Raw genomic sequence first — 15,674 nt, 5'->3', positions numbered from 1 at the left:
AACACCATATCTCTGTATAGTTATTGAAAAAGGCCAAGCTCTATAAAGAACTTGGCCTTTTTATTACAACCTTCTAATCTTATAACTGCACTAATAATTGATTTTAATTTGACCTTGTTCTGTACCCCAAAATCCAGTCTGTACACTAAGCTCAAAATCATTCAAATCTTCGGGAATTTCAAAAACAACATTTCCTGTTTGCGATAATCCTGGATTGATGCCATCATACATAAAAATTTTGTTGGAAACGGAAATCATTGTAGTCGGTGCATATGTAACTTCGCCTTTTTTCAATTGGAAAAACGAAGAATCGGTAGTAATCATCTGTTTTCCTTCGTTCTTTAATGTCGCATTCACAACTAAAAAAACACTTCCATCAGAACTTGGCTTATAAGATAGGATTTGTCCTTCTTTTATTTCATTCTTTGTCGATACCTTGTTAACTTTAAAAACTACATCTCCTACTTTTAATTCGTCACCAATTCCAGCAAGCTTAACCTCCTCTTTTGTTTCTTTCTGTGCTGTGGAAGCTGGTTTACTCACTGCAGTATCAGCTGGTTTATCATTGGAAGAAAGCATACTTCCAATAACACCCAAAACAATTAACCCAATAAAACCTAAACATCCGATCTTAAAAAACTTTTTCATATTTCTCCCCCTAATACTTAGGTAATTTGACCCAAGTGTTATATTAACATATATCGGAATATTTTGGTGGTTATTTATACCTATAATAAATTTCTTTGTATAACCCTCCACATCCGACCCTCTCCCGTAGTAGTGTAAACCACACATCAATCAGGAAAACAATTTACACACTTGAAGCATTTACTCCGTTAGCCTGCCTGCATATAGAGTATAATGAAGAGGTATACGATAAATGTACGGTGCAATGCTTGTATGTAGAGTATTCAAAACTAACGCAAAAGAGGTAAACGATGAGCGAGCAACAATTTAAAGATTATGGACTTGGTGAAGAGATCGTAAAAGCACTGGACAGTCTGGGCTATGAGACACCAACCGAGGTTCAAACTAAAGTTATTCCTGTAGCACTGGAGAATCAGGATCTTGTGGTTAAATCACAGACAGGCAGTGGTAAAACAGCCGCCTACGGCATTCCGCTCTGCGAGCTGGTGGATTGGAATGAGAATAAGCCACAGGCTTTAATTCTTACACCAACCCGGGAACTGGCTTTGCAGGTTAACGAAGATATTACGAATATCGGGCGCTTTAAGCGCATTAAAGCAACCGCACTATACGGACAGTCCCCTTTTCATATTCAAAAAGCCGAGTTAAAACAAAGAACACATGTCGCTGTAGGTACACCAGGTCGGGTGCTGGATCATATCGAACGCGGCACGCTGCCACTCGAACGGATCGCCTATCTCGTTATTGACGAGGCCGATGAGATGTTGAATATGGGCTTTATCGAGACGGTGCAGTCCATCATTCAGAAACTGCCGCAGGAGCGAGTAACGATGTTGTTTTCCGCTACGTTCCCTGAAGATGTGGCCAAGCTGTCACGCAAATACATGAACAACCCGGTAGAGATCGAGATCAAGGCAAGTGGACTGACTACAGCCACCATCGAACATGCTGTGATTCACGTGCCAGAGGTGAACAAAACCGCGCTGCTTCAGGACTTGTTCATTGTGGAAAATCCCGATAGCTGCATTGTGTTCTGCCGTACGCAGGAGAATGTGGATAAACTGTTCCGGGTCATGGCTGACCTTGACTACCCAGCAGATCGTATCCATGGTGGCATGGAGCAGGATGAGCGGATCGAAGTAATGAACGCATTCCGACGTGGACAATTCCGTTATCTGATCGCGACAGATGTAGCTGCACGTGGTATTGATATCACCAATATTACTCATGTCATCAACTACGATATTCCTTTGGAAAAAGAGGGATATGTTCACCGTACAGGCCGTACGGGTCGCGCAGGCAAAACAGGTAAAGCCATTACGTTGATTACACCGAAAGATGGCAGACGTCTGGCTGAGATTGAATCCTATATTGGATTCCAAATTCCTGTCGTGAAGGCTCCTTCCGAGGAAGCTGTAGATCGCCGCAGAGAAGATTTTGAGAAGCGATTGAAGATCGTTCCTGAACGCAAAAAGGACAAGCGTGAACAGCTGAACCAACAGATCATGAAGCTGAACTTTAACGGAGGCAAGAAGAAGAAACTTCGTGCCGTTGACTTTGTAGGTACCATCGCCAAGCTTGAAGGGGTAACCGCAGACGACATCGGGATCATTACGATTCTGGATAATGTGACGGATGTAGAAATCCTGAACGGCAAAGGCCCACTCGTACTAGAGCTCATGCAGAATACAACGATTAAAAAGATGCAGCTCAAGGTTCGTAAAGGCCATAAATAGATTGAGAACTAGCGTAGAATCATAGGGATAAATTCGATTTACTTTCCTATATCTATCGCTATGCCCTCCTATAGCTTTTAAAAAAAGACAAGCAGACCTGATAACATGATGTTATGACAGGTCTGCTTGTTAGGCATGCCAACATCGCCCCTCTCTTCATTCCACCTTCCTCTCGAACCCGTTTGTTCATCTTCTACCTCCAGAGAATATCCATTGCGTTCCACGTAGGTCTTAACACCAAATCTCCACCTGTCTGCTATGAGGGTTATCCTACACCATCACTTTCTAACAAGGAGTAAAAATTATCGCGGTCTTCATCATCGAATTTGCCAAGCGCCCGTACCCTAATAAATTCATGTCCACCAAACATGTCGATTTCCTCGCCGCAATTATTGTAGAGTGCGATCATATGTCCATCCCGATTCAGCTCCATATAACCGTAACAAGTTGCCTCTGGTGCTTCGCCATTTAAGAGTAAAAATCTGATTTTATCCACGCTGTTCATACAGATCTCCTTCCCTTATTTCTTATTAATGTTAAGAATATTTTACGTAACACCAGATGAATTGGAAAAGCGATTTCACCCTGCATACCGGGATATACATTCCTATTTAGCAAGCATGAGGGGGGAACACTCGCTAAATCGTTCATTCTCACATTATCTCTTGACGTGATGCGATTTTGGGATTATTATATCGTGCCGGTTTATCAACAAGATAAAACAAATAAAAGGCTGACTTTTCGAGTGTGTTGGCACCGAATCATCAGCCTGTTGTGCAGATCATGAAAGATAAAGAATAATTTTATGTTATTGGTGATAAGAAATGGATGACTATAACAACGATAAAGTATGACATGATGCTAGACTAAGATCTCCGAGTAGGAGGGCTTGTTCGTTTCACCTTCGAGATGGTACTAAAGGCTGTACCACAAGTAAAAGCATTTCTATAAAGACTGGGGTTTTTTACCTCTTCTTTTTCCGCACTGTGCCGCCTTCCACCGTATACCGGAATAGCGCATCTTCCGCGCCCCCGATATCATCCGTAACCTGAAACGTCGCTGCATCTCCCGACTTATAGACACTTCCCGTCACAAAACTGAACACCACATGCTGATCTTTGCCCCAATATTGATTCAGCATGACAAATGTACTGCCGCTGACGCCCTTTACCGTGCGGTTGCCATTGGCATTATACAGGCCATTCTGGTCCATTGCCCAACTCTGGGGATCGGCATCGAGTAGATGTGTAAAGCTGGCACGATCGATATGTTTATTCGGTTTACCCCATAGATACACCCGATCAACATCCACCGCCCAGCTACCGGAAGGGGTTATCAATTCAAACGTCGCTGCATCTGCCCCCTTAATGATCTGAAGCACATCGTCAGGATGACCGAAAGGCTGACTTGTCCGAACAACCTCTGCACGATACACATGGTGCTGATCCTTGGAAAGTCCGAGATGCTCCGTCCCGGCAAACACTTCAAACTCCCGAGCATCTGCCTCATCGACACGATATCCGTTGTAATACACATGATTGCGGTCACGTCCAAAAGGTCCACCTAGCGGCTGGAACGTATCCGGGTCCGCTCCTTTTATAGTACGCCACTGAAAATAGACCTGTTCCCGGTCCCGTGCAAACTGCTCATTCAGTGGTCCAAAGGTAGATCTGTCGGCTCCACGGACAAGGTTGAATACCGCTTTTGCCTCCCGACGATACGTACCGCCCCATTCTGTTCTATAAAAAATAGACGACGCGGTCTCAACCCAATTGCCTCTGAGCTGCGTAGCGCCCTCTGCACTGTGGGCATAATGCGCATGCCACCAGCCAGGTACGTCGGGATGATGTTCTTGTAGCCATGCCCGCACCTCATCCTTTTCCCCATTCGCATAACGAAGAGAACTGGACAGATGGAACAAATGGTCCTTGTCGGTGCAATAGTCGTGATGAGCAATCACAGCATTCGTATCGATATCCTCAAATAGATGAAAATGCGTACTGCTCTTTACATATAAATAACGTTGGTCCTGAGCAAAGTAGGGCGTATCCGGCAATAGCCGAAAGCTGTTCGGATCGGAGTCAGGCACGGCCTGATCTTCCAGATATACGTACTGTGAGTCGCAGCAGTAATCTTCATCAATCACACGAAAAGCTCCCGTATCCCGGCTGAACAAACTCGCCTTGTTCTTGCGAGCATTGAACCACCATATTCCCTGACGATCACGCAGATAGGCAAAGGTCAGCCATCCTTTTGTATACGTAGAGATGACTTCAAATTCCTGAGCGGTAATGCCTCCTTTAATCGGAGTGCTCGTTCCATCTTCATCATTTTGCAATATCACCTGAAGGTCTTCATCTACAATAAACTTGTCCATGACAGTTCACCCTCCAACTCTATTGTGAAATCAATTTCTCCTCATTTTAGCGCGTGTACCTGATTCTCTCCACATCATCGCACATGATATTTAAGCACAACTCCCTCGCTCTCACCGCTCAGCCCCGATGAAATGAAGGTTTGTTCAGCAATGGATGGATTGTTCACTTGAAAAAGAGTTTAGTCCAACTAGAATATAAATGAAAGCGTTATATTTCAGTTGCATATCTTCTGGGAGGTGTATGTCATGGGTAAAAGGAAAGCGGTTTGGTTTCTGGTCTTTGCACTCACGTTCACCCTGTTTGGACTTCATCCTGAACGAACAAGCGCAGCAAGTGTCACGATAACCAATGGCACCGATTGGCTCGACACCGCAGGCAATCCCATCCATGCGAACAGCGGCAACATTCTACAGGTAGGCTCGACGTATTATCTGTACGGTGAACATGCGGTGGGCGGCAGGTTTGACAGTGTGAACGTCTACACCTCCACGGATCTGAAGAACTGGACTTTCAGCAACGCCATCCTGACGAAAGATTCCGCAACCGAGCTAGCCTCCAGCAAGATCGAACGCCCCAAAGTTATCTATAACGCCTCCACCAACCAGTATGTGCTCTGGGCACACTATGAGAATGGTACGGACTACAACCTCGGGCGTGTAGCGGTCGCAACAAGCAATACCCCGAATGGCAAATTCACCTATGAGGGCAGCTTCCGCCCACTCAATTATGAATCCCGTGACATGACCGTCTTTGTTGATACAGATGGCACAGGTTATCTGGTTACTGCTTCACGCAAAAATGGCGGAGCCAATGATACGATGGCTATTTTCAAAATGAATGCAAGTTACACCGGAATACAATCCTTCGAGGGTTGGCTGTTCGAGAATGCCTACCGTGAAGCACCTGCCGTTGTGAAAAAAGGAAACCGTTACTACCTCTTCACCTCCCAAGCCGCTGGCTGGTATCCGAATCAGGGGGCTTATGCTACAGCAACTTCCATGGCGGGCCCGTGGACTGCACTTACACCATATGGCAATCCATCTGCCTTCGGTTCGCAGATCCATGATATTGCCACGATTACAGGCAGCAACACCACATCTTACATCTACATGGGGGATCGCTGGAATCCGATGAGCATTGGAGAGCACAAACATATCTGGCTGCCGCTAACCTTGAATGATTCGAACGGAACAGCATCACTGGAGTGGTATAAAACGTGGAACATCGACGCAGTAACAGGCACAGTAACACCACCCGCTCTCGTCAACCATGCACAAGGCAAAACAGCTACCGCCATCTCCACAGCCTCCGGCTCGTCTGCATCCAACGTCAATGATGGCAACTACCAGACGTCTTGGGTTGCTTCCTCCAATAGCTGGCCTGCATGGTGGCAGGTGGACTTCGGCGCACCGAAGACGATCACGGAGATTGACACGTCCTGGTTTATGTATAAAGGTTCCGAGGGGTACTACAAATATAAAATCGAAATTAGCAACGATGGTGTCAATTACTCCACCTTGGATCGCACCAACAATCTGACCTATGGTTTCACCACGGATGCTGTGCATTTCACCGCCCGTTATGTACGGATCAATATGGTGAACGCCGTCTTGTGGAATAATCCGGGTAACTGGTATACCCCAACCCTGCACGAGGTCAAAATGTTGGGTCCTGCAACACCTGAAGCCACAGGTTACAGCCGGTTCAGTTCACATAATTATTCGGATCGATACATCCGTCATGCCAATTACACCGCTCGCGTGGATGCCAATGTTTCTCCTGCCCTGGACTCACAGTTCCGCGTCGTACCGGGTCTTGCCAGCTCTACAGGAATATCACTGGAGTCCATTAACTTCCCAGGCTACTTTCTGAAGCGTAATGCCAGCAACAAAATTGTACTTGAAGCTTACGCCGACACCGCTGCCTACAAAGGAGATGCTACGTTCCTGAGCAGCCCTGGTTGGGCCGACAGCACCAAAGTATCCCTTCAATTATACAGTCAGCCCGGATATTACATCCGGCATTATGATTACGTTTTACAACTCGATGCGATCAATGCATCCAGCAGTTCAACGGTGAAGAGTGACGCTACGTTTGGGCGAACCAATTTCTAAGCAAAATAATTGGAAATGAGGATTAGCCCAGCCACCTACATCTACAATTTAAATCTTTGGAAAGGCCGTTTTTTCAGGAGTCACAAACTGAAGAAGCGGTTCTTTCTGCTGCACCACTCCAGATATAGATTACGTAGCCCTATCTCAGGTTGAAAATGTAGATTTAATTAGAGCGTAATCGCCAGCCAGACTGGCTAGTGGCTGCCAGCTCTCGATCGCTATTTTATAATGACCGGCATATGCCTCTGCATTCACCCGTACGTGCTCTACCTTTCCAAGAACCAGATGATCTGTACCCACCGCAATAATCTGATCCAATGTAAGTTCAAAAGCAATCGGAGATTCGAGCACGGAAGGTACATCTACACGTATGCCTGCTTTGGGTGTAACCCCCGCCAGTTTAAATTCATCTTCGTCCGATGCTACATCTGCTGAAGAACGCTGCATGGACGCTGCAAGTACAGCGGGAACTACATTGATCACAAACTCTCCCGTCTCTCGTATATTGACGAGTGTATCCTTCACTGTTCCTTCTCTCTCACCTACACCAGGCCCAATGGATAGGAGCAGCGTCGCCGGATTGCGTGAAGCAACGGTAAAAAAACTAAATGGAGCGAGGTTAAGCACACCCTCCATACTTCGCGTAGAAACCCAGGCAATAGGCCGTGGTACCACGGAACCGATCATCAATTTATACATTTCATCGCTGGTGATATCACCTGTTGCAAACTCAAATACATTGTTTTTTTCCAATGACACTCGCTCCTTTCTACTCTGTCCCTGAGCAGCTCCTTCGGTTTACAAAGCCCCACGGGAAACATATAGTTGGTATAAGAATATACACTTGTTCACCACAAAAAAAGTACGCACTTTGAAGTGCGTACCTGCATAAAGGAGCTTATTCGTGATGGATAACCCGAGTAAAAAACCAGCGGAAACACTCACCCCATTCGACTACACCCTATCCATTATCGGCGGAAAGTGGAAGATGAAAATCATGTATCAACTTGCCTTTCATGGGGTCACACGCTACGGCGAACTCAAAAGGCGTGTCCCCGGGATCACGTACAAGGTATTAACCTCTCAACTGAACGATTTGGAACATGAAGGTGTGATAAAACGAGTGGAGTATGATCAGACTCCGCCCAAAGTGGAGTATTCCTTAACCCCCCGAGGCAAGAGTCTAATGCCCATTCTGGAGGAAATCTGCAAATGGGGTGTGCATAACGTACCTGATACACAACCGTTGCATGAATTATAGTGAATTATTTATGACTTCAGATAAGAGCTCTACATGGTACGTATCATCTTGAGAATGCGCCATTCTCCCTATTGTGGGGGCGGGAAGGGATTGCAGCTATTGCCCTCGCCTTGCTAACGCAAAGAGGAGCTGTCTCAAAAGCCAAGTCTAAGGCTTTTGGGACAGCTCCTTCTTCTACTTACTTGTTATTAAAGCTTTGCACTATTCAATTTTATGTTTCAGTATATATATTTTAGTGAAATTCGGTGAAAGCTGATTAACTTTAGCAACTCCCTCTTTATACATCACATACAGATTACCGTCTTTGCCTTTCGTGATTTGTATATCATGAACTTCAGTTGAGGAGAAACCAGGTTTGTCTACGGCGACCCACTCGCCCTCGTATTTCATGATGGTTGCCCGTTGACCATTTGCCGAATCTTCATAAGCAACATAAGGAATATCGTACTTATCAATGAAGAGGCCCATATACGAATTTCTTCTCATCGAAGAGTTGAACTCGCCAACCTTTTCCCAGTCCGTTCCATTGTATCTCATCAGGACCCAAGGGGAAGCAGCTGTGGAAGGAGCGGAATACAGTACATAAGGCATACCATTTGAATTGAGTTCCATTTTGACGTATATCCCAGACCCAGGTTCTACATCCACTCGGCCAAAGTCACCGATCCGCTCCCAAGCTCCATTGATGTATTTGAGAACAGCTACATCCAGAATACTAGCGTTAGTTTGCACCGCGTTCAATACATATGGGATATTGTTTTGATCGAATTGGATGACTGCACTACCCGTCTTCTCACCAAGATCTTCTCCACCGGCTACAGCCACCCATTGATTTCCTTCGTATTTCACTACCTGCATCTTATTGTCTGAATTATTATACACCAGGTAAGGAACGTTATTGTGGTCAAACGCAATGTCTGATCCTTCTCCCGGAAGAGATCCATTACGGGCTATATCTTCCCAGCTACTTCCGTTATATCTCTGCAAATATACACCTTCGCCGCTGGAAGAAGTCTGGTAAAGAGTGTCTTGATTGTCCAAGGCAAACCTCGTAAGCCAATTCTTCTCCGTGCCTTGGTAGATATTTTTCCACTCGCCTCCCTCGTATTTGTCCATGTACAAATGATCAACATAACTATAACCACCAAGGCCACCCTGATAAGCATCATGTTTATTATAAGAAGCGTAAATCGCACCTTGGCTGTCGGTTAAAATTTGATACGTTCCTGACGCTCGTGGCAACGTAGCTACGTTTAACCACGGTGTTACCGTCCATTTGGCGTACAGGGTAAGGCTGCTTGTCACTGCCGTTTGGAAATCGTAGGCTATTGTTCCTTCGAGATCGCTGTACCAGCCTGCGAACACATAACCTTCCCACATCGGAGCAGTAGGTGCCGTAGCATGGCCACCAGGACTCACAACTTGATCATCCACAGCCGATCCACCGTTGCTATCAAAGCTCACCGTGAGTTTGTCGGATGTCCACTTGGCATATAACGTCAAGTTATCCGTCACTGGTGTCGTGAAACTGTAAGCTTCATTCAGGCCTGCATCACTGTACCAACCGCTGAATATATATCCGTCCTTTGTCGGAACGGCAGGAGCTATAGCTTGTCCGTCATATTCTACGGTCTGAGCATCTACGCTCGAACCTTCGTTGCTCTCAAAGGTTACCGTATAGGTTACTGTCCATTTGGCGTACAACGTGTGGCTCGCCGTCACCGATGTCGTGAAGTCATAAGCTTCGTTCAGACCGATGTCACTGTACCAACCGCCGAACACATAACCTTCACGTATTGGGGCAGCAGGTTCCGTAGCCGTATCGCCGTCACTCACGGACTGGCTGCTCACCAATGATCCACCGTTGCTGCTAAAACTTACCGTATAGCTGTTTCTTGTCCACTTCGCGTAGAGCATTATATTTTCCATAACTCCTGCTGTGAAACCATAAGCAGTCGTCAAGTCTATATCGCTGTACCAACCACTGAAGGTATAGCCTTCCCGGATAGGAACGCCGGGAGCGGAAGCCACAGCGCCTTCGTTCACCGTTTTGGCATCTACGATCGACCCACCATTACTTTCAAAAGTCACCGTATAGGTATTCGGTACATAAACCGTCCACTTTGCGTACAACGTAAGATCCGTCGTCACTACTGCTGTTGTGAAGTCGTAAGGGGTGATCAGCTCTATGTCGCTGTACCAACCACTGAATACATAACCTTCGCGCTCCGGAGCGACCGGAGCTTCAGCTTTAGACCCTTCATTCACCGTTTGGCTCGTGACTACTGAGCCTTCGTTACTCTCGAAGCTCACCGTATAGCGTAACAGCCACTTCGCGTACAACGTAAGGTCACCCGTTACCGGTGCCGTAAAGTTGTAGAGAGTTGTCAGATCGCTGCTAGTATACCAACCGCCAAATACATAGCCTTCATTCGTCGGTTCAATCGGTGTGCTAACCAAGTTGCCGTATCCCACCGTCTGGTTCTCCACTTCTTCCGCTCCGCCATTACTGTTGAATTTCACCGTGTAAGCGTTCGTGGTCCAATGCGCGGTGAACGTCATACTTTCCTCAGGCATGGTCGTCGGAGGAGTCGGTGACCATCCCGCGAAGACATGTCCCTGCCAGATCGGTGTACCTAGATATAGCTGCGTCGTAGCGCCAAACGGAACTTCAATAACTTTGGTCGCCTGACCAGAACCGTTGTAATCGACCGTCAAGGTATGGGCATCGCGCTTGTAGTACAGTTTCAACACTGTTTTTCCATTGCCCGTTATTTGGCTTGTTAACACCGTTCCCGGAACATTTTCATCGAATTTAAACCCAGCATAGGATCTAGGGGTTATATTCGTCAGATTAGCTTCTGTATCGGTAGCTCCGCGATACGTTTCCGTATCGGCCACCGTATAGGTGTCACTCGCCATATTCTGCTTCAAGTATACGACTTGGTAAGGCGTATCTTCTTTGGCAGACCATATAGCGGTGTACTCAGTATCCGAAGTCGGCATGGTGCCTGGCACTTCCGGTGACCATCCAGCAAAAGTATAACCCGTTCTAGTCGGGGTCGGGATACGACCCGCAATATTTCTGCCAGCCGGTTCGGTTATTGTGCTGCGTGGAGCGCCTGGATAACCTAGATTGAAAGCGACGGTATGACTCGCCGGGTAGTACTCGATTCTTACAACCGTCGATCCGTTTCCTTTGATGATTCGTCCGACGGATTCTCCATTCGCATAACCCTGGCTCTTGAATCGGTCAGAATTGATGCGAATCTCCGTATCGGTCGTTCCAGTCAATAGCTCTGTATACGCAGGTGAAGCCGAAGTCGCTTTCCTTGTATCCGGGTCTATCAAATAATGCTCCACTGTATACGGCGTATTATGGTTTACCTTCCAATGCGCGTACAGCTCGTAATCATCCTTAGGCATACGGCTTGGAATCGTTACCTTTGTTCCCCCTGTAGCTGCCGTATACCATCCGTCAAATGTATAGCCCGGATAGACCGGAGTAGGTACATTAACCGCTGCATTATAAACAAAAGGAAGTACCTGAGTCACGCCACCATTCCCTGGGTGTAACTGGAAAATGTATTCACCCGCTGTGACGCGCCACGTCAACGGAATGGTGCGCTTAAGTGGATCAGACGTAAATGAGAGCGGAGCACCCTTCCAAGTAATGACCAAGCTCCCCTTACTCACTGGACGACTGGTGTCTACCACCTCGATCTTCCCGTCAGCCTCGTTAACCTTGAAATTCGGATTGTCCACCTGGATATCGAACCTCGAAAGATCATACGCCTCAGTATCCGTGTCGCCTGTCGTCAAATCAAACGTACTCATCGTGAGCCACAACTCCGGAACAGCGATGGATGACGCAGAACCCGCTAAGGTAAATTCAAGTGATTCATCCTGCGGATAGGCGAAGTCATAGACGTTATCCGGTTCCCCAATGGTATAGAGCGGCCACTCTTTATCGACCAGCTCTTTGCCAGCCGAGAGGGCTCCATCACCCAACTGGGCACCGACTGCGACCTCTAGATAAATGCCAATCTCAACGAACAGGGCACCTAGAGACTTCGTGGTCTTCACCCCGCTCACATTTTTCAACTGATAGTAGAAGTAGCCCCACAGATTCACATACACACCAGGTTCTACAGCAAGCCCGATACTATTCAATTTGACACTGCCAAGTCCTGCTTTAACCTCCATATGAATACCGGCTCGCAATCCAAGCGTGCCCATCACATAGAAAGTGAATTGGTAATCGCCGTCTCCCGGCAGACTGACCGTATTGCTTGAGCCGCTAAAACTCAACACGCGCAAGGTCACAGAGTAACGCTTCGCCATCTTGTAGTAGAAATCTGCACCTATTGTCAAGTTAACCTGAGCACTAACTACAAACTCTGCTTCAAATTTGACTTCTACAATCCCGTAAGCCACGCGCACACTTTTTTCAAAGAGCTCTTTCTTGATTAAAGGAATCCATTCCGTGTCTTTCTCCAACATCTCTTGGTACTGTTCCTTCAATTCATCCGTATCTATGGAGGTATCTTGTACACCGTCCATAGACGCTTTGATTTGCGTGGCGATGTCCTGTACCTGACCTAACCTGCCGGCTTTTTTCTCTCCGGCCCAGTTATTCAGTGCAGCCTGCAACTTATCGTGTTCAATGAGAGCCATCTCTGCTGTAATATTAAGTCCGGTATAGCTGTAGGCATCCAGATTCGCAGTGATCACATAATCGTCGATGCTATACCAGTAAGGGATTCCCCACTTTTTCAGCCAATGCCCCTGTATATCACCATTAATGCCGAGATCCAGACTCATTTCTTGAACGAATGTACTGGTCATATGGATAACCATGTCGCTGTCTTCATTAATATTCACAACAATATCGGCGCCGACTTGCAGTGTGGCGCTGACGCCGGAACTTCGGCCGTTAATATTCTTCAGAATCGTCCCGAGTGAAGCAACGACAGTCAAATTCTCCACGCTGACCCGGCTACTTTTACCCGAGGCCAGGGAAGACTGAGCCTTGATCTGCTGGATTTCTTTCAAATCCCTGATATCCTTCGTTTCCAGGGCTAGATCAGATAGATAATCTGCGGCCTGATTGACAAATCCACTAGCAATCGCTTGCTGCTCGATCTGCTCTTCAAGCTCCGCGATCTGCTCTTCCGATAACAGATCCTCGCCGTCAATTGCTTGCTTCTGATAGATGTTGAAGACATTCTCAATATCTTCAATAGAAGCATCGGTATATGTGATAACATCCATCTCTGCTGCAGGCGTAATCGAAGTGATACGTCCATAACTGACAACTCGAGAACCTTCTTCAGCGAAGTTGCCTTCATAAAAACCGATAAAGTCGCCCACATCGACTGTGGTTAACTCATCCAAGCCGAACGGCTCATACAGGCTGTCGCTGTAGTTCATCTGGGTATGCTCAACTGTGATGGAGTTGTTATTCGGGTCTCCATCTGTGTCCGCTTGTACACTCACCGGCAGAACATCCGGCTTGAGCAACACTTGCTTGGTATCTGCATGGTCATAGGTATAAGTACTTCCGTCTACCTCTGTGATCTGGACGTAGGCCACATCGCCGTCGTCAGCGCCGGTGGTTTCTAACGTGCGCAGATCGGGACGAACCCCTTGATAAATGGCGACGGTATCGCCGACTTGAATCACGGTGTTGCCGGAATACACGAACGTTCCGCTGCTCGCATTCGCTTCAGCGAGCACATTTTCGCTACCGCCCACTGTCGTGCTAACTACCGGAATTGATGGTGAACCAACAGCTTCGCCATTCAATATCATATCCGTGACATCTGTGAATGGAAGATAGATCATATCCGGATTAAGCGGAATATCAATAACCTCTTGCTTGGCAACACTAAACACGTAAATGCTTGTCGTCTCATCTTGTCCTTGGAACGACAGCTTGTCATTCGTCAACTCCAGTTGGTATGTGTTGCCTTCGACGAACTTACCGTCTTCCGCTGCAGATGCTACGGTGAAGACTCCGTTCCCGCCAGAGACGGTAACCCCTTCGAATTCGGGATTTGCCGTATCCACGAAGGTCATCCCCTCTTTGACCTGGGATTCCGTTAGACTGCCCGATGAATCCTGCACCTTAATGGTGAAGTTCGGCGCGACATCCAATACCGAATAGCTTGGTACGCTCTGTACGGCACGATCTATGCTATCGGTATACTTCGCATACAACTTTGTATCCGCGTTCAGGGTGCTGCCGCTTGCGAAGATGAGTGAAAGATCACTATCCGCAAACCACCCTTGGAATATATATCCTTCTTTTGTTGGAGCCGGCAGGTTATTTAGCGCTTGGCCTTTCCGCACTTTCTGCGCGTCAACTGGCGTACCTCCGTTGCTCTCGAAGGTAAGTGTGTATGTAGCCTCACCGGTGTTACCGCCTCCGCTGCCTCCAGACGTTCCGCCGCCACTATTACCACCTGCTGATGGCGTTGGCGTCGGTGTCACCGTTGGTGTTGGTGTTGGTGTTGGAGTAGGCGTAACCGGCGTTTGATTCTGATTTTTCCACGCCTCTACAACCGCGTTGTTACGCATGAAGAGAACCGCTGCTTCCGCGCGAGTCGCTTGTGCACGCGGATTGAAGTTCCCCTTTTCATCCCCGGTGAACACACCGGCTTGCCACAGCTTGATGACCGCGTCAGCCGCCCAAGGCGATACATCCCCGAGATCGCCCGGCTCTGTCGTGACCGGATTCTCGGTCTGATAAGGGATCTGTTCGCTTTCGAAATACCGCAACGTCATCGTCGCCATTTGCTCCCGAGATACAGTGGCATTCGGCGAGTATTTTCCTCCGCCCGTACCGTCGGTAATTCCTTCCTTAACTGCCCATTCGACATATGGGGCATACCAACTGCCCGCTTGTACATCGGCAAAGCTAGAAGTAGAATAAGCTCCTGTATCTACCCCAGCCATCCGTCCGAGTGCCGTCACGTACATGGCACGTGTCATTGTCCCCTTAGGAGAGAAGCTATTCGCGTTCGTTCCGCTGAATATGCCCTTCTCCTGCACATGGACGACTGCATCGTGGAACCAGTCCGTTGGACTCACATCCTGGAAACCACTAGATTTGGTTACTGCTGTCTGCTGGATCGGCAGTTCAGCCGCTACTGCCGATTGCGCTGGTAATAGGGGCACGGCAGAAACTATTAAGCTGATCACCAGCATCCACATCAGGATCTGCCGGCTCACCTTCCATCCCTGTCTTACTTTCTTCACTTTCATTCATCCCTTCTATGTATAGATCAAACTAAAAAAGACCATCCAAAATTCGACTTCTTTAAGGTACGATAATGCCAACTTTACAGATTGAATTCGTCACCGACCTTCCTGCAGTCGCAGTCGAATTGTGACACCAATACATGCAAATTATGTCGTTTTTTCTTCCGTATTTTATCATGCGAGATAGGGGCGCTTGTGAATTATAAAGAAAACTTTAAGTAAGCAACTACTTGCAAGTGAGAACATCAATGACATCAAAAATAGCGGCGTA

8 protein-coding genes are annotated in these 15,674 nt (G+C 47.2%); 3 read left to right on the top strand and 5 right to left on the bottom strand.

Going from position 1 to position 15,674, the window contains the following annotated elements; genetic code table 11:
- Positions 1-90: 90 nt before the first annotated feature.
- Complete coding sequence (locus NSQ38_RS05905) at positions 91-648, bottom strand: DUF4352 domain-containing protein (protein WP_339787719.1); 558 nt, start codon at positions 646-648, stop codon at positions 91-93.
- A gap of 290 nt (positions 649-938) precedes the next feature.
- Here NSQ38_RS05905 and NSQ38_RS05900 point away from each other — a divergent pair, with 290 nt between their 5' ends.
- On the top strand, positions 939-2,384 hold the full coding sequence (locus tag NSQ38_RS05900) for a DEAD/DEAH box helicase (protein ID WP_339787716.1): 1,446 nt from the start codon (positions 939-941) through the stop codon (positions 2,382-2,384).
- Positions 2,385-2,649: 265 nt separating this feature from the next.
- On the opposite strand, the gene NSQ38_RS05895 is transcribed toward NSQ38_RS05900, so the two are convergent.
- Both NSQ38_RS05895 and NSQ38_RS05890 read right to left on the bottom strand, forming a co-directional pair.
- Positions 2,650-2,889 (bottom strand): hypothetical protein, encoded by a 240-nt coding sequence (locus NSQ38_RS05895; protein WP_062836614.1) that lies wholly within the window; start codon positions 2,887-2,889, stop codon positions 2,650-2,652.
- A 459-nt stretch (positions 2,890-3,348) separates the two neighbouring features.
- Positions 3,349-4,761 (bottom strand): DKNYY domain-containing protein, encoded by a 1,413-nt coding sequence (locus NSQ38_RS05890; RefSeq protein ID WP_339787713.1) that lies wholly within the window; start codon positions 4,759-4,761, stop codon positions 3,349-3,351.
- Between the two features lie 246 nt (positions 4,762-5,007).
- Between NSQ38_RS05890 and NSQ38_RS05885 the strand changes: the two genes are divergently transcribed.
- The gene (locus NSQ38_RS05885; RefSeq protein ID WP_339787710.1) at positions 5,008-6,876 is read left to right on the top strand and encodes an AbfB domain-containing protein; all 1,869 of its coding nucleotides are present in this window, start codon (positions 5,008-5,010) and stop codon (positions 6,874-6,876) included.
- A 144-nt stretch (positions 6,877-7,020) separates the two neighbouring features.
- On the opposite strand, the gene NSQ38_RS05880 is transcribed toward NSQ38_RS05885, so the two are convergent.
- Positions 7,021-7,629, bottom strand: coding sequence for a flavin reductase family protein (locus tag NSQ38_RS05880; protein ID WP_339787708.1), 609 nt, complete (start codon positions 7,627-7,629; stop codon positions 7,021-7,023).
- A 154-nt stretch (positions 7,630-7,783) separates the two neighbouring features.
- Between NSQ38_RS05880 and NSQ38_RS05875 the strand changes: the two genes are divergently transcribed.
- A complete protein-coding gene (locus NSQ38_RS05875) occupies positions 7,784-8,137 on the top strand; it encodes a helix-turn-helix domain-containing protein (RefSeq protein WP_339787705.1) in 354 nt (117 codons plus the stop codon).
- A gap of 201 nt (positions 8,138-8,338) precedes the next feature.
- On the opposite strand, the gene NSQ38_RS05870 is transcribed toward NSQ38_RS05875, so the two are convergent.
- Positions 8,339-15,406, bottom strand: coding sequence for an InlB B-repeat-containing protein (locus NSQ38_RS05870; protein ID WP_339787703.1), 7,068 nt, complete (start codon positions 15,404-15,406; stop codon positions 8,339-8,341).
- Positions 15,407-15,674: the final 268 nt, after the last annotated feature.

The organism is Paenibacillus sp. FSL R7-0313, from assembly GCF_037969885.1.
Lineage (GTDB): Bacteria > Bacillota > Bacilli > Paenibacillales > Paenibacillaceae > Paenibacillus.
Note: the sequence above shows the minus strand (reverse complement) of the source record. Positions and strands in the feature narration are given on the sequence as shown.